Below are 18,320 nucleotides of genomic sequence, written 5' to 3' on the forward strand. Positions count from 1 at the left end.
AATCACAAACGATGGCCGTTAAATGACCGTGCGGGCTGCGACTGGCGGATGCGCTTGCCTCTGGCTCAGGGAAAGTCCATCCAGCAACCAACGCAGTTCGCGGCTGGAGACCGCTACCGGTTCTCCATTGCCCGTTGGCCACTGGAACGTACCGCGTTCAAGACGGCGGTAGAAGAGCCAGAAGCCGTTATGCTCCCAATACAGGATCTTGAGCTTGTTGCGTTCACGATTGCAGAACACGAACAGGCACGGAGAGAAGGGATCCAGTTTGAAGCCTTCTTGCACGAGCGCCGCCAGACCGTCGATGGATTTTCGCAGATCGGTGAAGCCGCAAGCCAGATAGACCCGATCGATCTGGAAGGAGTTCAGCATAAGGCCTGGAGCGTCCGAACTACGTCGGACAGGAGTGTGGGATTGTAGCCGGGACGGATTTCAATCACGGCCGCACCAACTTTGACCAGTAACAGAGATTCTGTGTTCTCCTGCGGTTGGTGCACGTTGACTGGAACCCACTGCGGGGGACGAACAGAGGATTCTTTTGAATCCCGAAATTTCCGCAGCCAATACCATAGCTGTCTGGTGGTAACTTCATTTTCAGCACACCATTTCTCAGCGGTAAGGCCGCTGGCGCGATAATCCTTGATTCGTGCCTCCCACTGTTCACGGAGATCCGTTTGCTTCATCTACATCCTCCTCACTTGGTTCTGAGGAGATTATCTCAAAGTGCGGTTTGTGTTTTGAAGGTGGGATTTATTTGACGCTTACATTGATACGTTATATGCAACATCTTTGACGATTAGGTACAAGGGAACAGTTACTAGACCTGAAATCGATACACGAACGTATTCCTATACGCAGAACTATAGTGGGACCGTATACGGATCAACAACATATTATTATTCCTACAATGTAACACTCACTTATGTAGATAACACGAAACCAACTCTTACGCTGACAACGGTGGACAATCTCACCTTATCTGAAGTTTCCGGGTTCAACACTTACACAATTTCCGGGCAAATGAATGATGCCGATGTTGGAGATGTGATCACGACGAAGTATCAAATTGACTCGAATCCCGCGCAAATCATTGCTACAAATCCTTCTACTGGATCACCACAGTCATTTAGTAAAACCATCACGATTGACTCAACAATCCCGGAGGGAAATCATGTGTTGAAGGTGTGGGTTGAAGACGATAAGGGCGGAAATAGCAGTATTGAATCAAGGAATTTTGTGGTGGACAAAACCCCTCCAGCAGCACCAACTTTTTCGGAAGATCCGATCGGACAGGCAGTCTCCAAAACAGTCACGATCAACTTTCCATCGGATGCAAATGTAAAAGAGTACAAGATTGACGATGGAAATTGGACGACCTATACCGAACCGCTCACGCTGACAAAAAATGCAACCATCTACGCAAGAGCAATCGATATAGCGGGGAACGAAAGTGTCGCTTCACATTCCGTCACGTCGATCGGCCCGCCCAATCCAATTGTGAATGTCGTGGAGTTGTCGGAAGACAGCGTAAAAGTAACAGACACCCAATCATACCCTGAACCAGTAGAACGCCAGTTTAGCATTCTAATAGATGGTCAGAATATCCAAAATTCAAGCTGGACTGAAGAAGAGGAATATACCTTCTCAGGGCTTGCCCCTAACACCATATACGATGTTCAAGTCGATGTCAGATTCAAATGAGGAGTGTGGTTATTGTGAAAAAAGTACGTCAGATGGCAATCCTAACGCTGTTAGGTTGCTTTTCTTTTGCTCAACTTTCTTTCGCTGCAAGTGCGGTTTCTACGACGATTGTTAACGTGGTAACTTTGGCAAAGACTCCTGCTAACTTGACATTGGATACGGAGGCAGCGACAGACGCGTCGCTGCCTTTGCGTTGGGATGCGAATGGAAACCCTTCAAATACCGGGTATACTCTCGAAATGTCTGAAGATCAAACCGACTGGACGGTTGTGCTGGACAAGGGCATTGACGATATGGAAGAAGCGGTTACAGGGTTGGTGGGTAATAAGATGTATTATTTTCGGGTTTCGTCGTTCAACCAGGATTCGCCTCCAAAAACAAACGGAGAGTACCTGACCGGTCAATTCCTGACAAAACCTGCTAAACCTGCAACACCGACCGGAAGTGTCGATGGCCAAACCATCACGGTCAACTGGGAGAACGAGCCTGGTACGACGACCAAGCTGTTTGACAGCAACGATCAGCAGCTCACGATCGATGACGGGGACACAAGCAAAACATTGGCCGACTTAACACCGGATACCGCCTATGAGTTTTATATTGTTCATTCCAATACGACAGGTGATTCAGTGCCATCAGATAAAGTGAAGATCTGGACGGATGCCAAGGAGCCAGCTAATTTACGAGTGACTGACAGCACTGAAACGTCTTTGACCGTTGCGATTGATGCAAACGGGAATCCGTCTACAACCCAATACAAATATCGTATCATCACAATCGATGGTACGGCTATTGATGAAAGTGACTGGACTACAGACCTGACCTACAACTTTGGCTCTTTATCTCCCGGAAGGTATCGGGTATACGCAAAAGCCCGAAATAACCCGCAAAACCCGAATGCGAAGGAAACGGCCGAGATCGAGCTGGTGACGGGGACTGTACCAACTGCACCTACGGTTAATACCGTTCCGACGGAAGACTCGATCACAGTAACGCTTACACCGAATTCAGATTCGACGAATGTTGAGTTCCGAATTGTCTTGCAGGATGAGAATGGCCAGGAGGTTGCGACTACAGATTGGGCTCAACAAGGTACGGGATGGGCTGCCTCCGAACTGACGTACACGTTTACCGGTTTGCAGCCCAATCGAAAATACAAGGTGCTTGGGGAAGCACGATATGCAGAGTAAGGAGGTTTCATGATGAAACAGCGCTGGAGAAAGGTTGGCTTGGCCCTTGTATTCCTTGCAGGCCAACCTGCTCATACGATTTTTGCGGCCAATTCGTCTGTAGTGGCTGAGCAAGAGGAATGGACACTGGCAACTGTACCTAAGTTGTCTGTAGCCGGGGTGTCTGGAAATACACACACTGTTCAAATTGACACGAATAACCCATCGGGAACGGAAATGAAAATGGAGAAGTCGGGATCTCCCGACTTCTCTGTTTTTGATGTCGTGCAAGATTGGACCCCACACAATGACGGAGATACGTTTACCCTTGACCTGCAAGATGCGGAAACCGTGTATATCCGTATCAAAGCACGAAATGGGAAAGGGCTTGAGACTTTGTACTCGGAGCCTCTAACACTCATTCAGGCTCCAGCCATGCCTACCTTGGCTTCTCAAGATAGTACGGATCGTAGTATAACCTTGGTTGTCAACCCTGTACAGGGGGCACATGTTTACAAAGTGAAACGCTCCGATTGGGATGAGGCGAAAGTGTTTACAGACACGACTTTTACAGATGACACGGTTTCACCAGGAAGGCCGTACACGTACGAGTTTTGGGCTGAAAATAGTGTCATGAGCAACAAGAATATGATTACCATTTGGACCAAGCCGGCGCCGCCGATCTTGAAGGTCCAAAACGTGACCGCAACGAGCATTACGTTAAAAGTTGACCTCAATGGGAATCCGGATGATGTTTTAATAGAGGCTAAACGTGAAGGAGGAAACCCTGTTGTAAATGGAACCTTGATCGAAGAAACCGGACTCAAGGAGAATACGGAGTACACCTATGAGGCCCGGGTTGAGTCTTCCAATCACGAGTATTCCGAATGGGTTTCAGAAACATTCCGAACGGGAATGATTCCAGTTACTTCTGATCCCGATCAGGAATTTGACAAAGCAGCGGAGGACATCTTCTCCGAGGTTGTGTACCAGGTGGACGCTGACGATACAGGGGCATGGGTCGATGTAATTGTGAAAAACACACGTGGAATGGATGTTCAGGGGACAGTCAATGGGGTTACTCAATCCTTGGGTGACGAATCCGTTCGATTTGGTGATCTTGAGTGGAACCAGGATTATGTTCTGACAATTGTAGTCAGTGACGGTACCAGAAAGAGAGAAAGGCAATTTACAATAAAAACCCCGGAAAAACGTACATCAGAAGAGGAGACATTCAGGAAAGAGGCAGCACAGATTATCCAATCCATCAACCTGGTCGCCGATGGTCAGATCAACTCCGGAAAAGCCTGGATTGACGTTGAGGTACCACAATCCAAATACGCTGTGGTCGCAACCATCGAAGGGGTTTCCCAAGAGATTACGAAGAAAGCACGCTTTGAAAATCTGAATGACAAAACCGCCTATGTCGTTTCTTTCGAGGTACGTAATGGCAAATACTCGTATCGTGCACAACGGGAGATCACCACTCCGAACCGGACAGCTCCAGAGGTGGTAAACATCTCGAAGAGCGGCGGTCATTTGCAGATCGAGGTTCTGACCCATTCAGAGCTGAAGAATTGATCGACAGCGCCCTTGTCAGAAAATGACAAGGGTATTTTTTAATCAATAAAAGAAAAAATGATTGCAAACATTGGTTGGATATGGTAATGTGAGTATTGACAATAAGTAAGTGCTTGAATTGCGCTTTTATATTGATTGTGGTGTCCACAACGAAAAGCTCTCAGGATCGTAAAAGCAGATTACCCGGTATATCAGGTGGAAGGGTGATCTGCTTCTACTCTCGAGTGTTTTATGATATGCTAATTACAACAGTAATTGTACACACTAAAAAAGACCAACAGCGCGGCAACGCTGTCGGTCCTGCACAATAGTCGTTCCCCGCAAGGGGCGGCTCAATACTTGGTGTGAAATAGACCGCTGAGCTGCTAACTCAAGGGCGGTCTATTTCCTTTTGTGGAAAGACAGTATGGCTACGAGCAACATGCCAAAGGCAAGCATCAAAGAAAGAGCTTCGTATACTGTCATTGTCTCACCCCCTTCCCTGATGGGGTAGAGAGTGAGCCGACCACCCTTGAGGAGCCGTTTCTATTGTGCAAGAAAATTATACCATACCGGAACAAGAAAATGGCTTTATCTGGAACGTCAAAATGGACTTTTGCAACAAAAAGAAGTATAATAACCACCAAAGAGGATCATACAATAACAAAGACCGCAGGTGCTCGCAACACCTACGGTCATGCACAATAGACGTTCCCCACAAGGGGGCGGCTCAAGTTCATTTCGGAATAGACCGCGCGAGTTGCTAGCTCAAGGGCGGTCTATTTCTTTTTGAGGTAAGTCAGCAAAGCCAAGATGAACATACCAAACATGAACATCAATGACAGTGCTTGATAAACCTCCATCAGCCTCACCCCCTTTCATGAGGGGATGAGCCGACCACCCTTGAGGAGCCATGCTATTGTACAATGAAGATTATACCATGGATTGAGATTTTGAGTACCAGCCTCTGGCAAAACGCCAGGGGCTTTTCATTTTTATAGAAAGAGTTTTCGCAACTTCCAGAGGAGGGAAAAGTATGAAATAATATAACGCTAGGAAAAAATCGGGAGAGAACAAAAAAATGAGGTGATTTCATATGAAAAAGATTCGTTTTGTTAAGTATCTCCTTGGAGCAGCTCTTATGACCGCTGCCATCAGTCCGGTCACAGTTCTTGCGGACAGTAAGGACATTCAGGTAAAGGTGGACAATGTCTCTGTCCATTTCCCAGACGCAAAGCCTTTCATTGATCCATCTACCAGTCGGACGATGATCCCGGTTCGCTTTGTTAGTGAAAAACTGGGCGCCTCAGTAGACTGGGATGGAGCAAATCAAACCGTCACAATGACAAAGGATGGCAAGCAAATCTCGCTCAAGATCGGGGAAAAGAAGGCAGTCGTAGCCGGTCAAGAGATCACTTTTGATGCAGCTGCCACGCTGCAAAACAATCGCACGTTTGTTCCGCTGCGATTTGTCAGTGAAGCCTACGGCGCAAAAGTGGATTGGGTGGCAACTGAACGACTTGTACTGATCACCACAAACCTGTCTGATGGGACTGGAACCCCAGATACAGCTACACCAGACACCGGCCAACCAGGAACAACCAATCCGGGAAGTGGGAATTCTTCAGTTACGCCCGGCAGTTCAGGTGTAGGGTCGAAAGTTGGTCTGGATGAGCAGTTTACGGTTGTAGCTCCTTCTTATCCTGACTTTCTTCTTCCCAAACATCCAGAAACAGAGCCTGCTATTGATGCTTTCGTAGCAAGTTTGAAATACGAAAACGGAAAAATATCCGGTGTTGTTCCCGATCTGCCGGAAGGTTATTTGATGGGGCTTCTCTATACCGACAAGGTAGATAAAACAATGACTAAAAATCTAACAGGCACCAAAGAAGGTCAGGCGTTTTCCATTCCCGTCGGCAGGGGAACGCTTAGCTTTGTGATCTATCAAGGGAACGAAGGTAGGAATGGTGTTTATGTAACTGTTCCACAAATGGAAGTAGAATGGGGGACAAAACGCTGATGAAGTTAGGAAGAAAGGTTCTTGGTTTTGCATTAGCCTTGTCTATTGGGGTCACAACGACAGCTTTAGCAGCAGCGACATACCCGTATGGTGATCATGAATATGGAGTAAAGGATATTCCTTTGCAAGGAGATTTATCCTATTCCGGTCTATCTGGAATCCAAATTCGGCCATCTATCGCCTATCGGCACGATCTGAAAATCAGGAACGTTATTACCGGAGTGCAAACCCCAACTAACGGTTACTTGCAAACGGTCCAATTCGACATCCAACCACTTCCTGGTATAGAACCAGAAGACAAGTTTAAAGACAAATCTGGGTATCACTTAATCCCACTTGAGGAAGAACTCATCAAAGACCTATCAGCAAAGGCAAATGGAAATTCACAATGGGTTTGGGAACAAATCAGTAAGGCATCTCCCCACCCAATAGTAAAAACATACCTTGTCCAACAAACCCCCTATGTAAACATAGGGGCTGTTTTTTACCTTTCTGGTGGCGGCGCACCAGATATGAAAAGGGCCGAAGGGGACGGTATTACGGGGCCCCTGTTCCGTACCACATATTTGACGACACCTTGGCCCTCAATCCCGATCCTGGAACAAAACTCGAATGGAAGTCTGCACATCAAAGCGTTGGCCCACTCGATTTATGATACGGCGATCACTGGAGTAATCACCGTCAACGGAACGGATACGAAGGAGCTCTTTTCGAGAAATTCGCCGGTCAACAACTACACTGTTACCTATGAGGGGAATGTTCCCTTTTCTGAACTGCCCGGTTTAAAACAGGGGCAAAACCAAGTAACACTGACGGTCAGTGACAAGTTTGGGAGAACCGCTTCCAAATCGGTTGTTATCCAAAATGGAATCACACAGGGCTGCCAACCCGTGCTTGTGAAGATGAGGGATACGACGCAGAGAATTTACTTCCCGGATGTATCAGATGGATCGTCCATCAAATACGGTGGGCCGCTCGTCTGGGGGATGCAGTATAACTCTGCAGTTTGCTCTGTACTTGAGTCGATTAACAAGAACAATGGGATTGGCGAAAAACTGAATCAACCGATTCGGGTGTCGGACATTCAAACCAGCATCTTTTTGAATCGTTGGGAATTTAAGATTGGCAAAAGCAAGAATGGGGTCATCCTGGAAAATCTCTCGAAAGAGACGAGGCCATTGGTAGCCTACCTCGTTGAGACAAAGGGAGAGAAGTTCTTGAAACGATATGAGGTGAATAAAGGCCAATCGGTGGAGATCGTTCTTCCTGAGAAGAAGTACAAGGGTGAATATTCCATCCAGTTCCCGTCCCCATTGGTTGACAGCGGTTTTTGGGCTAAGGCTACTACAACGAGTGAAGGACTGCCAGCCAGCTACACTTATCCAGATGAGGTAAAGGGAGCCATTCAAGCGATTGTTAATTTCCAAAAATGAGAGGTGGGATAGTTGAGGAACAGAAGGAAAATCCTGCTCCCGTTAATCGTAATTGTGTTCCTGCTGGGTACGATTTTCCCCGCGTCAAGTTTTTCAACAAGTCGGCCACCTGTGATCTACTCGCTGACGATCAATGGGCAAAATGATTCGACAGTGTATGTAGACATAGGGGAAGTCAGTTATTCAATTTTGTTGGAAAGCTTCTCAGCGAACAAGAAGGCGATAGTCTCCCTGGAGTACAGGAACACTGAGACCAATCAAACGACAACAGTTTTTGAAGAACAATGGCTTGAAGAAAAGGCAAACTCCGGGACTTTTTCTCTTCAAAAGGGGACGTATGAGGTCACACTTCATGCGAAAGATGAAGAAGGGTATATAGCGCAACCTTATACGGTAACGGTTATTGCAGGCAGCGAAACGAACTTGAAGCTGCTTGAGGTGAGTCCCAATCCGATCCTGATCAAACGAGATAAGGAGACGCGAGATGTTTCGGTAATCGTGGAAAATCAATCACCAAGTCCGAAAACAACGAATGTAGCATGGAAATGGGAGGGTGATCCACAATGGCAGGAAGTCAAGCAAGTAACTTTGCCGGGGAGGTATGAGAATCTGGGGCGCCAAACCATACCGTTTTCCATCACGTTTGACATGCAGGGGAAAAAGGAAAGAGCGATTGAATTCGTAGTGAATCCCGATCACAATCCTTTGGAACAAGACTACGGGGACAATCACGCGAACATGATTGTTCAGTTTGACTTCGCGGATTTAGAAATCGGGGAAGGCATTTTGACTGGTAAGACAGCCACTGGAATCACAGTCGAGTTTCCTGTGAAGCAAAAAGATTTGCCGGGACGTACTCAAACGCTGGTCACATCCATGGAATATGGGTTGGGGGCAGAAGCAACAAGATTGGGCGAGGTATCGAATATCTCACTCGGGGTTGGAGAAGAAAAATTCATTTCGGCAACGTTTCCGCTGCTAAATACCGTATATGCTCTGCTCAATCCACATGAAAATGCGCCTCCGGTTGAGTTCTATGGGTTCCATAACAACTTGGAAGTCACTACGCTTGATTTGACGAAGAACGTGAATCTGTACGTCAAATCAGTCAAAGGTGGGGTCTATCGTCAGGGAGACAATGTTACGACAGTCGTACAGGTAGGGAATATTCCAGATAGTGTCATGCCCGAAGCGGTCGATCTCGTTCTGCGTTTCGATGGAAAGGAGGTTGGCCGACGAACTGTTCATCTGAATCCGGGCGAAGAGCGGGAAGTTCCTTTCGAGTGGAAGACGCCGGTAACTGGAAGATCTGATAGGGTGACATTGAAACTGGAGGCCGAGATCCATCCTGTACCACGGAAGTTTGACGAGATCACGTACACGGACAATATCAAATCAGCAAGTGTGGTATTGCTTCCTGAAGAAGTGGTCGGGGCTGCTTGTCGCGGGACAGTGATCCAGACGACAGCGGTATCAGGCACCTATGAGTATTATTGCAATTGTACACCTGTTGGCTGCAGCATCTGCATCGGAGAGTATTATGAGTCCATAGTTGTTACACCAGAGTATCAGACGGCAACCGTAAAAGCTGGAATGGGTTTTGCCTACAAGTTGAAAACAGAATACCATAACTCCAATCCGCACAATGGAAGAAAACATGATTTCTCTCGGATCATGGCGGAATTCGATTCAGAGGAGCATCAGGGGGATACGGTTATCCTGCCGGCAGTCGAGTTGGTTCCTCAAAACCCACCACCCGAATCATCGAACATCTGGCAATTTCCACGGGCCAAGATTGAACGGGGACAGAAGGACATAGAGGCCATCGAATACCTTTACACACTCGATCCTTTGGCAGTCGATGAAAGTCAGTACGTGGATGGGCAAAACAAGTATTACACCAGCTTTTATCAAAAGGATGGCACGTATCCGTTTGCGGTGAAGGGGGAAGGGGCTGGAGTGACCTTTACTACTCATACGGATATTGAAGGCAATACGACGGTAACGCCTGTCTCACCACGTCTTTCTACATGCATCGACGAGCAATACAATATCCTTGGGAGCCCTCACGATGACTACATTTATCGACGAGTTGATCCAAACAATCCATATCCCCACAATATTCAACCGGGATGGGATTGGCAAGGATACGAATGGTACTTCGATGAACTGGCTCCCTGGTACAACAGCAATGGAAAGGACCATTCAAGCGGATTAGGGGTTGAGGAATTCTCCGTCTACCCACAAGAAGAACGAAGGTGATCACTTTGACTGGGATACCCAAGATGGTAGCCTTTTTTATTTGCTTGGCTTTTGTGATTGCGTACTTTCAAGACGTAACCATCGTTGTATTCGGAAAGGAAGACTTTCGAAGTGCGGCGATTGCGGCGGCACGGCAAGCCATTATCAAACATCAGGACTGGGCCGCTCTTCGAGTAGGTGATCCTCCTTATCTGATGCGGGAGGGGTTGGAGGATACCATAAGCCGGGTACTTCAAAACAACCTGAATGTGGGAGCGAAAGAACTACATGTGCGGATGAGTGCACAAACGTCGCCCGCGCTTCTTTCTCTTGCCATAGATGCTGACTACAGCAGCTCTCTTCTCAAGCTGATGAAGGAGAATAACATATTGGTAAACGTCCCGGTGCAGACAACAGAGATCATCGAATCGAAGTACGACGTAAAAAACTATGAGTAAACAGAAAAGGTGGTGAATGGGCGCGCTTCAAGCGCCTTTTTCTTATGCAAAGAACAGTGAGGATTGTCATCCTTCTTATGCTTACTGCTTTGGTTGGAGGGGGTGTTTACTTCGGATATACAGAGTATGAAAAACGACAAAATGCATTGGTTCCGGTATTGACTGTCTCACAAGAGATTCCTCCCCGCACCATGATTACCCAAAAGATGTTTGACGATGGGGTGATCAAGGTGAGTATGCACCCAGCGAAGATTGTTCCGCCAAATGTGTTCCGAAAACCGGAAGACGTCCTGAACAAGTTTACAGCCACCAACTATACGGTGCCTCCGAACAGCTATTTGTACGTCGGCAAGGTATTGACGGCGGAGGAAATGAAAGATGGAGCGGCAATGCTCCTCAACGAAGGGGAGAAGATGATTGCGATCAACACCAATTTGCGCTCTTCCTTAGCAGCCCAGATTACGGAAGGCAGTTACATTGACCTGTGGCTGTCAGCCGTGGCTAAAGAGGACAAAAAGCCAGTAATTGGTCCGTTCCTGGAAAAAGTAAGGGTGATCGGGACGTATGCGACCAGCTCTCAAAAGTCACGGCCAACGACAGATACCGTTACCCGAAACAGCAGTGATGAGCAGCAACCGGTGACCATCGGGGCAAATGTTGTGCCGCAAACGATTCTTCTCGCGGTCAATAATGAGCAGATCGCTTTGATCCAACTGGCTGAAAAACTCGGAACCATACAAGTAGCGGGAGTGAGTTACAAGGACTATGGCAAAACAACATCAGCTACGGATAACGGGCTTTGGTCAGTCAAGGGTATGCGGGAATGGATGATGGCGGAATTGAGTAACACGTTTCAGGTTCACGAAACTACAAAGGGGGATGACCGATGATCATCAACGCAAGCAGCTATGAGCAGATTACTCTGCTCGCACGCGCTTATGGGATTGTGTGCGAAGAACGCTATGATCTTGGAGATGCACAATCACCTGTCATTCTGTCAGATACCACAGACCCGACCGGCGAAGTGGCGAATACGCTCGCGAGCCAGGGGGTTCCTGTTCTCTATTTGGCGTACGATCCTCCCGTCAACTTGTCTCCCTCGATCTCCATTTTGAAAGGATGGGAAGTGAGATGGGAGCAAATTTACGCCTGGATTCAGTCTTCCAATCAAACCCAAGAGCAGAAGCAGCACATTGCCCATTTGAACGTGAAGCGAACGGTCGGGTTTTTTGGAATCCAACCGGGGGTAGGAGCTGGTTCGATTGCTCGGGCCTTGTCTTTATATTCGGCCATGAATGGGAAGAAAACGCTGTACATCGACATGGACATCCGATTTCCCAAGGCTCCGTATCTGATCGGGTATAAAGATTCGCGATACACATTGGAAGGACTGTTGGAGGCACTTCAAAGCAAGGAACGGCCCAATATGGAACCCTACTTTTTGCATAAGTCCAAGATGGGGCAAGTCTCCAAACAACTGGCGGAACACTTCAAGAAGCTGCCGGATTTGTTGTACGTGCTGTCTCCGTCGGCAGACCTTGGGTTCGAGTATTTTCCAACCTTGGGGACGGACCTCAACGAGATTACCGACTACATGAAAAAAATCGTGGAAGGTGCCAAACCATTCTTTGAAAACATCATTTTTTCCATGGGAAGCGACCCGGATGAGCCGTTACACTTGGCTATACTCAGGGCTTGCGATCAACGTGTCTTTGTTATGGATACCAGTCCGTCTGCTGTGCGGTTGTTCCCGCAACGAATCAAACTGCTGGAGAACACCGGTGTTCCAACGGACGGTGCCCAGGTGATTCTCAACAAGCTTCCTGAAAAGATGGACATTAACGTATTCGAGGAGTTCCTGCAGCGCAGCGTCACCTATACTGTTCCGTATGATCCGCAGATGATCACCGAGGTTCACAAATTAAACTTGCTTGGTGGAAAGTCGTTTGAGTCAGCCATCGGTGAAATCGCTGAAGGGTTATTGGGGCTAGAGAAGGAAACGAAAAGACGGGAAGCCGGTTCAAAAAAGACAGGGCGTGTCAGCCTTCTTTCACAATTTTCCCTGTTTCGAGAAAAAACCGTGTGAGGAGGGTCAGCGATGCAAAATGAAAAAATCCTGTTAAATAGAGGACGTGTAAACCTGCAACAACTGCAAAGCCAGCAGGCTGCTACGAAGTCTTCTCGGCTAGACGAAGAACAAAGTGTGGAACACACCAGTTCCGACTACGAATTGGTGCGAAATGAAGTGCGAAACTTTCTCATGAACGAACATAACAAACTTGTCCAGGATGCGCTGTTCAATAAAAAACGAAAGCCGGAGGTAGAGCGGACTATCCGCAACTACCTGCAGATCGAACGAAAGTTTGTGGCTGGCATGAGCATCGATGATGTCGTTCTCCGAATTTGGAAAGACATTTTTTCATTGGGGCCGCTGGATGATGCGTTGGAGGACAACTCCATCACGGAGATCATGATTAACGGGTACGATCAGCCGTGGGTAAAGCAAAACGGAAAAGACCGCCCAGCAGGGGATCTGATTCAATTTGACAATCAGAAGCACCTGGAGACCATCATTGTCACCAAAATCCTGAATTCATGCGGGAAGTCAGTATCGGATAAGAATCCGATTGTGGATGCGCGGATCGGTGAATGCAGGGTAAATGTGGTATGGCAACCCATCAGTCAAATGAAAGGGCCCATCTTGACCATCCGAAAGTTTCCTCCGATCACGTTGACGGAAACGGAATTTTTGGAAAAAGGAACAGCGTCGCCCGAGATGTTTGAGTTTATCAAACTAATTGTTCAAGGGGGCTGCTCCATTTGCATGGGCGGGAGTACCGGGTCCGGAAAAACCACAACCTTTAAGCTGATGGCAGGCTTCATCAAAAAAGGCGAACGAGTCGTTGTCATTGAAGACACCGCCGAAATGCGATTGGAAAAGTTGTATCCCTATGAGGAAGGCTATCACTTTATTTCGGAAGAGTGTCGGATCATGGAAGATGAGTCGTTGGACATTGTGATCCAAAAGTTGGTCGTTACCAGTTTGCGTCAGACACCAAAGCGGTTGATCATCGGGGAGATTCGCAAAGAGAAGGATCTCTTGGCGGCGATTGAGGCTGCCTTGATTGGGCACCCGTTGTGGTTTACCATGCATGGCCTCAGTGCTTCAGAATTGGCAGAACGGATTAGTATGCTTTTGGCACGGTTTATGACCAAACAGGACGCCAATCGGCTGTTATCCAAGTCGCTTAACATTATCATGATGCAGAAGCATTTTGCTGAAGATGACCGCCGCCGCGTGTTTGAAATCGTGGAGATTGTTGGCGTTGACAAAGACGGAGAATTGATCCTCAACCCGATCTTCGAGTATGACTGGGATCATAAAAAGTTTGTTCGCAGCAACCCCATTTCTGAACGTCTGGTCAAAATGTTCCAACATGCAGAAATTCCAAGAATGAGATACGAAAAGTATCTCCAACCCGCTGGATGAGGTGGCAACGATGAGCATGGCGATTTTGTTAGCTGTAGGAGCCACGTTATTTTGCTTCCTTCTCTTGCTATGGTTTGAGTCCGGGAAAAGAGAGACGATCAAGTGGATTGAACTGCACAAGCCAGCAAAAAGAGAGCGCAATAGTTTTCTTGCTGAGGGAGAAAGGCTGGGGGTTTCAGTTCAGAAACAAGTCATATGGTGGGGACTTGCTTTCGGAATCGGAGTTGGCTTGTCTTTTCTTTTTCTCAACCCATTTATTCCAATACTCGTTTTGGTCGCAAATTACTTCTCAATCAAGATGTTTTACTTAAATAAAGAACGCCATATTCGGGATCTGGCGAAAGAGCAGTTGGGACCGGCGCTTCAAAATTTGGGCGCCGCTTTTCGCATTCAAAAAAACTGGAAACGTGCGTTGGAGACCACAATTCCGAGCCTGGACGAGCCGTTGAAAAGCGAGTTCATGCGTGTGTACCAGCTCCACAGCAGTGATGTTTTGATTGGGGAAGCCTTACAGGAGATGATGGAACGGCTCAAAGTACCCGAAATGAACTTGTTTGTGAAGATGGCCGAGATCAGTCAATCGGTTGGCGACAGCGCAGCCGAAGGCGTATTGGTTGCGGGTGCCTTCTTTCAAACCAAGCGATTGGCAAGAATGGAGCTGGCCAATGCCATGCTAAGTGCTGTTCGAGAGAATCGTTGGCTGTCCTATTTGTTCATTGCTGCAGTGGCATTTTTCCGGTTCTTTCAGCCAGAAATATTTGCAGTGTACACAAATAGTTTGGTAGGCCAATGCTTGTTAACCGTGTATCTGGGGATTGCTCTTTTTGTCCCCGTCGTGAGTTATTTCATTATCCGAAAAGAGGTGTGATCGTTGATCTTTCTCGTTTTTGGGGGAGGGTTACTGGCCTTCCTCCTTTTTCTAATCCTGTTTTACCTGTTTCAGCCCTCGTCAACCTATCGGGCATCAATTCTTTTAGAGGAAGCCAAACCCGATCAAACATGGCACCGGTCATTCGAGTTTCTTTTTCCTCTGACCAACAAGTACTTGCGGCGAACCAGAGCTGCGATTGAGCAAGAACTACTGGATGCTGATTCGAGGAAGACACCTGAGCAGATTGTCGTTGAACAATTTGTGTACATGGTCGGTGTGTTGTTGCTGTTTCTTATTGTTCACTTGTTCGTGAAATCTTGGTTCATACTCGTTCTGGGTATCCTTTTAGCCGTATACTTTTTCTTCGAGCCGAGGAGAGAGCTTAAAAACAAAGCGAAGAAATTGCGGGAAGAGATACGAAAGGAAACGCCCAACTTTGCATTGACGGTCAGACTCTTGCTCAAGGGGCAAAAGACCCCAGCAGATGCGCTGCGAATTGCTTGCGAACACGGAACAGGTAGTGGGCTGAGAGCGTATGCGGAAGTACTCAAACAAGACTTGGAGTTTCTGTCACCGCAGGAGGCAGTTCAAAAATTTGCCAGAAGTACAATGGTGCCGGAATTGATTGAATTCAGTACAGCTCTTTCTCAATACATGACAGTAGGGCCCGGTAAAGATGGTCAGGAAATCTTGGGGCAAATGGAATCGACGTTTCGGGAGTTGGACAAAAAACTCATGGAGCGCGAAAAGCAAGTACGTCCTGCCAAGGTAAAAGCGATGAATATGATCATTGCCTTGGACGGTATCCTGTTTATTGCCACCCTGATGGCGTTGTATTTGGTTAGCATGCTGTCCAAAGGACCGGCTTTTTAAGGGGGGCGAGCAGTTTGAGAGATCCCCCTATGGAGTAGATGCAATCTCTAAGAAATCAAGCCAAAAAAATATGTAGGAGAGGATTACGATGTGGAAAAAAATGATTCAAAAAGGAAAAGTCCTGTTTAAACCGCTCCGCAACGATCGTGGTACGGTGCTGATGGAAAAGAAAATTCTGTTGGTCGTCATTGTCGTAGGTGTTTTTGGATTCAGTTCCCTTGGCTATACGTTCTTAAAAGACTATTGGAGCCAAACATCCGACAACATCAAAAACAACAGCCAAATCAACGAAGAAGTAAGCTGGTAAAAGGAGGCCGGGCAGAAATGCCCGGTTTTTCTATTTATGAAATCAATTCCGAAAGGAGAGGGTGCGAATGCGAAGGTTTCTCCGCCAGTGGTGCCTTGATGAATCGGGTACGGTCTTGATGGAAAAGAAAGTGATTTTGGTGGTCTCTGCAGTGATGATCTTTGGTTTGGCCTCCATGGCCTTACCTTGGATCAATTCGTATTTTTCCGACTATACCACCAGTGTACGACATGCCGGGAAAGTACATGAATTTCGGAGCGTGATCCTCCAATGAAAAAACTACGAAATCAAAATGGGTTTATCAGTATTGAGTATTTGATCATCTTCTCCCTGATTTTTCCGTTCTTCATCCTTATGGGTGATTTTGTTCAATGGGGAGGAAAATGGCTCAATGCTCAGGTTTGTATCAATGACACGGCTCAAAAGATGGGGGAGCATGGCGGGCTGTTGGATGGTACTATCCCCTATTTGCAACAGCGGTTTGCTGATGCCGGACTGGACCCTGCTGAATGGGATTTGACGGTTACAGTTGGTCCATTAGCAAAAGGGGAGGAAGGCGTGATTGCCGTTTCGTCCACCTACACATTTCAGTCTTTGAAGATCATCGGAATCACGGCTCAAGTTCCCTTACGTGCATCTGCCACGTTTACATCACAAGTCTGGATGAGGTGAGGACGTGATACTCATGGGGTTCTCTCTCATTGTTCTGTTGATCGCCACTTTCACGGATTGGAAATGGCGGATCATCCCGGATTGGTTGACGTATCCGTCTATGGTGGTTTCGCTCCTGTTCCATTACTTTCATGACCAATTGGGGCATTCCGTATTTGGTGGTCTTTTTGTGTTATCCATGCTGCTGGGACTTTCATTTTTCGTACAAGACGGTATTGGGGGAGGGGATATGAAACTCCTTACCTTCTTGGGATTTGCACTTGGGTTCCCGCTCGTAAATGGGGTGATCTTATTGTCTTTTTTGTCGGGGCTCGTTTTTTCTAAAGTGATGAATCAAGTTCATGTACCGTTTGCACCGTTTATCACGTTTTCATTCATGATCCTTCTGCCGACGATTTCGGTGGGGTAATAAGGAGGAGGTGTCGATGGATCTGCCGGTAATCCAGCACGCCAAAGAAATATGCGAACAAGAATTACGAAAAGCGTTGGCAGCGGGAAAGCAGGGAGGGATTGAGATTTTTTACCAACCATTTGTTCACGTTGGGACAGGTCAGGTTATTGGAGCGGAAGCTCTCACACGATGGGTACACCCATTGTTGGGGGAGATTTCGCCACGAATTTTTGTTCCCCTAGCTGAATCGAATGGTCTGGTTGCCGAATTGGACCGATTCGTATTAACAGTTGCTTGCAGACAGGCGAAGAGGTGGCTAAATACTTATGGGCCAATACGAATCGCTATCAACATTTCCCCGCATTCCTTCCAACATGCCGACTTTGTTGCGGTTATCTTGAATGTTTTGCAAGAAACTCGGTTGCCCCCAGAGTGTTTGGAGATTGAACTGACGGAGAACATTGCGCTTCGACAAGAACATACCCTTTCGACATTCGCCAGGTTGAAAGGGATTGGAATAAAGATCGCGATTGACGATTTTGGTACAGGATACTCTTCGCTTAATTACCTGCGCATGTTTCCAGTTGACACATTGAAAATCGACCAAGTATTTGTGCAAGATGTGGAAAACAGCCAGCAGGAAGTTCCGATTACTTCAGCCATCATTCGTCTCGCTCACGAATTGAATCTGCAGCTTGTAGCCGAGGGAGTTGAATCGGAAGAACAGAAGAATTATCTCATGCAGAAAGATTGTTTTGTCATGCAGGGCTTTTTTGTTCAGTAAACCGCTGCCGGCTGATCAGTTTGAACAATTCTTACAAGCCGATGTGCATTCTGGATTAAGGAGGTGTTGACGATGACAGAAAACCAGTTGCTAGATAAATTGATGAACGGAGTTTCCGAAAAATATGGCCTAACTCCCCAAGAATCAAAAGTGCTGGCCATGCTGTTGCAAGGATACTCCATCCCGCAAGTTGCGGTTCATTTGGAGGTTTCTCCTTATACAGCGGAAAAACATAGCCAGACCGTGCTGAGAAAGCTAAACATTATGTACAAGCGAGAGTTACCATTTTGGCTTCTAAAAGAAATGGGGACAGATAAAGGAATGGTGAAACTATGACCCGATTGTACGAG

22 protein-coding genes are annotated in these 18,320 nt (G+C 47.1%); 18 read left to right on the plus strand and 4 right to left on the minus strand.

The features are described 5' to 3' along the window. Positions 1-18: 18 nt before the first annotated feature. Together tnpB and NST96_RS03750 are read right to left on the minus strand one after the other, a co-directional pair. Positions 19-372 carry an IS66 family insertion sequence element accessory protein TnpB gene (tnpB, locus tag NST96_RS03745; RefSeq protein ID WP_005837500.1) on the minus strand — a complete coding sequence of 118 codons (354 nt, stop codon included), beginning with the start codon at positions 370-372 and terminating at the stop codon, positions 19-21. Further along, positions 366-683 (minus strand): helix-turn-helix domain-containing protein, encoded by a 318-nt coding sequence (locus NST96_RS03750; protein ID WP_342405570.1) that lies wholly within the window; start codon positions 681-683, stop codon positions 366-368. Before NST96_RS03750 ends, tnpB begins: the two co-directional genes overlap by 7 nt. Positions 684-960: 277 nt before the next feature. Between NST96_RS03750 and NST96_RS03755 the strand changes: the two genes are divergently transcribed. The 3 genes from NST96_RS03755 to NST96_RS03765 are packed head-to-tail and all read left to right on the plus strand — an operon-like array spanning position 961 to position 4,451. Then, the gene (locus tag NST96_RS03755) at positions 961-1,701 is read left to right on the plus strand and encodes a hypothetical protein (protein WP_342405571.1); all 741 of its coding nucleotides are present in this window, start codon (positions 961-963) and stop codon (positions 1,699-1,701) included. A gap of 14 nt (positions 1,702-1,715) precedes the next feature. Then, entirely contained in the window at positions 1,716-2,891 is a 1,176-nt protein-coding gene (locus NST96_RS03760; RefSeq protein ID WP_342405572.1) for a fibronectin type III domain-containing protein, read from the plus strand. A gap of 12 nt (positions 2,892-2,903) precedes the next feature. Continuing rightward, positions 2,904-4,451 (plus strand): fibronectin type III domain-containing protein, encoded by a 1,548-nt coding sequence (locus NST96_RS03765; protein ID WP_342405573.1) that lies wholly within the window; start codon positions 2,904-2,906, stop codon positions 4,449-4,451. Positions 4,452-4,832: 381 nt separating this feature from the next. Here NST96_RS03765 and NST96_RS03770 read toward each other — a convergent pair whose 3' ends face one another. Next, positions 4,833-4,916 (minus strand): putative holin-like toxin, encoded by an 84-nt coding sequence (locus NST96_RS03770; protein WP_156110398.1) that lies wholly within the window; start codon positions 4,914-4,916, stop codon positions 4,833-4,835. Positions 4,917-5,209: 293 nt separating this feature from the next. After that, positions 5,210-5,293 (minus strand): putative holin-like toxin, encoded by an 84-nt coding sequence (locus NST96_RS03775; RefSeq protein WP_116335379.1) that lies wholly within the window; start codon positions 5,291-5,293, stop codon positions 5,210-5,212. Positions 5,294-5,526: 233 nt separating this feature from the next. Here NST96_RS03775 and NST96_RS03780 point away from each other — a divergent pair, with 233 nt between their 5' ends. From NST96_RS03780 to NST96_RS03850, 15 genes are all read left to right on the plus strand, one after another. Beyond that, complete coding sequence (locus NST96_RS03780) at positions 5,527-6,450, plus strand: stalk domain-containing protein (protein ID WP_342405574.1); 924 nt, start codon at positions 5,527-5,529, stop codon at positions 6,448-6,450. Further along, on the plus strand, positions 6,450-7,883 hold the full coding sequence (locus NST96_RS03785; RefSeq protein ID WP_342405575.1) for a hypothetical protein: 1,434 nt from the start codon (positions 6,450-6,452) through the stop codon (positions 7,881-7,883). Before NST96_RS03780 ends, NST96_RS03785 begins: the two co-directional genes overlap by 1 nt. A gap of 12 nt (positions 7,884-7,895) precedes the next feature. Further along, entirely contained in the window at positions 7,896-10,145 is a 2,250-nt protein-coding gene (locus NST96_RS03790; RefSeq protein ID WP_342405576.1) for a hypothetical protein, read from the plus strand. Further along, a complete protein-coding gene (locus NST96_RS03795; RefSeq protein WP_342405577.1) occupies positions 10,142-10,582 on the plus strand; it encodes a hypothetical protein in 441 nt (146 codons plus the stop codon). Before NST96_RS03790 ends, NST96_RS03795 begins: the two co-directional genes overlap by 4 nt. A 77-nt stretch (positions 10,583-10,659) precedes the next feature. After that, positions 10,660-11,472: an RcpC/CpaB family pilus assembly protein gene (locus NST96_RS03800; protein WP_342405578.1), complete on the plus strand. Its 813-nt coding sequence runs from the start codon at positions 10,660-10,662 to the stop codon at positions 11,470-11,472. Continuing rightward, positions 11,469-12,668 (plus strand): hypothetical protein, encoded by a 1,200-nt coding sequence (locus NST96_RS03805; RefSeq protein ID WP_342405579.1) that lies wholly within the window; start codon positions 11,469-11,471, stop codon positions 12,666-12,668. The genes NST96_RS03800 and NST96_RS03805 overlap by 4 nt, the downstream gene beginning before the upstream one ends. A 12-nt stretch (positions 12,669-12,680) precedes the next feature. Beyond that, the gene (locus tag NST96_RS03810; protein WP_342405580.1) at positions 12,681-14,072 is read left to right on the plus strand and encodes an ATPase, T2SS/T4P/T4SS family; all 1,392 of its coding nucleotides are present in this window, start codon (positions 12,681-12,683) and stop codon (positions 14,070-14,072) included. 10 nt (positions 14,073-14,082) lie between these two features. Beyond that, entirely contained in the window at positions 14,083-14,940 is an 858-nt protein-coding gene (locus NST96_RS03815) for a hypothetical protein (protein WP_342405581.1), read from the plus strand. Between the two features lie 3 nt (positions 14,941-14,943). Beyond that, the gene (locus NST96_RS03820) at positions 14,944-15,816 is read left to right on the plus strand and encodes a hypothetical protein (RefSeq protein ID WP_342405582.1); all 873 of its coding nucleotides are present in this window, start codon (positions 14,944-14,946) and stop codon (positions 15,814-15,816) included. Between the two features lie 88 nt (positions 15,817-15,904). Continuing rightward, positions 15,905-16,123 (plus strand): hypothetical protein, encoded by a 219-nt coding sequence (locus tag NST96_RS03825; RefSeq protein WP_024984543.1) that lies wholly within the window; start codon positions 15,905-15,907, stop codon positions 16,121-16,123. Between the two features lie 67 nt (positions 16,124-16,190). Continuing rightward, positions 16,191-16,397 carry a hypothetical protein gene (locus NST96_RS03830; RefSeq protein WP_024984542.1) on the plus strand — a complete coding sequence of 69 codons (207 nt, stop codon included), beginning with the start codon at positions 16,191-16,193 and terminating at the stop codon, positions 16,395-16,397. Then, a complete protein-coding gene (locus tag NST96_RS03835; protein ID WP_342405583.1) occupies positions 16,394-16,795 on the plus strand; it encodes a hypothetical protein in 402 nt (133 codons plus the stop codon). The genes NST96_RS03830 and NST96_RS03835 overlap by 4 nt, the downstream gene beginning before the upstream one ends. 13 nt (positions 16,796-16,808) lie before the next feature. After that, the gene (locus tag NST96_RS03840) at positions 16,809-17,204 is read left to right on the plus strand and encodes an A24 family peptidase (protein ID WP_024984540.1); all 396 of its coding nucleotides are present in this window, start codon (positions 16,809-16,811) and stop codon (positions 17,202-17,204) included. Positions 17,205-17,220: 16 nt separating this feature from the next. Further along, positions 17,221-17,970 carry an EAL domain-containing protein gene (locus NST96_RS03845; protein ID WP_342405584.1) on the plus strand — a complete coding sequence of 250 codons (750 nt, stop codon included), beginning with the start codon at positions 17,221-17,223 and terminating at the stop codon, positions 17,968-17,970. A 72-nt stretch (positions 17,971-18,042) separates the two neighbouring features. After that, entirely contained in the window at positions 18,043-18,306 is a 264-nt protein-coding gene (locus NST96_RS03850; protein WP_342405585.1) for a helix-turn-helix transcriptional regulator, read from the plus strand. The last annotated feature ends 14 nt before the right edge of the window (positions 18,307-18,320 follow it).

The sequence above is a fragment of the Brevibacillus sp. FSL K6-2834 genome (genome assembly GCF_038592925.1).
Classification (GTDB): domain Bacteria; phylum Bacillota; class Bacilli; order Brevibacillales; family Brevibacillaceae; genus Brevibacillus; species Brevibacillus borstelensis.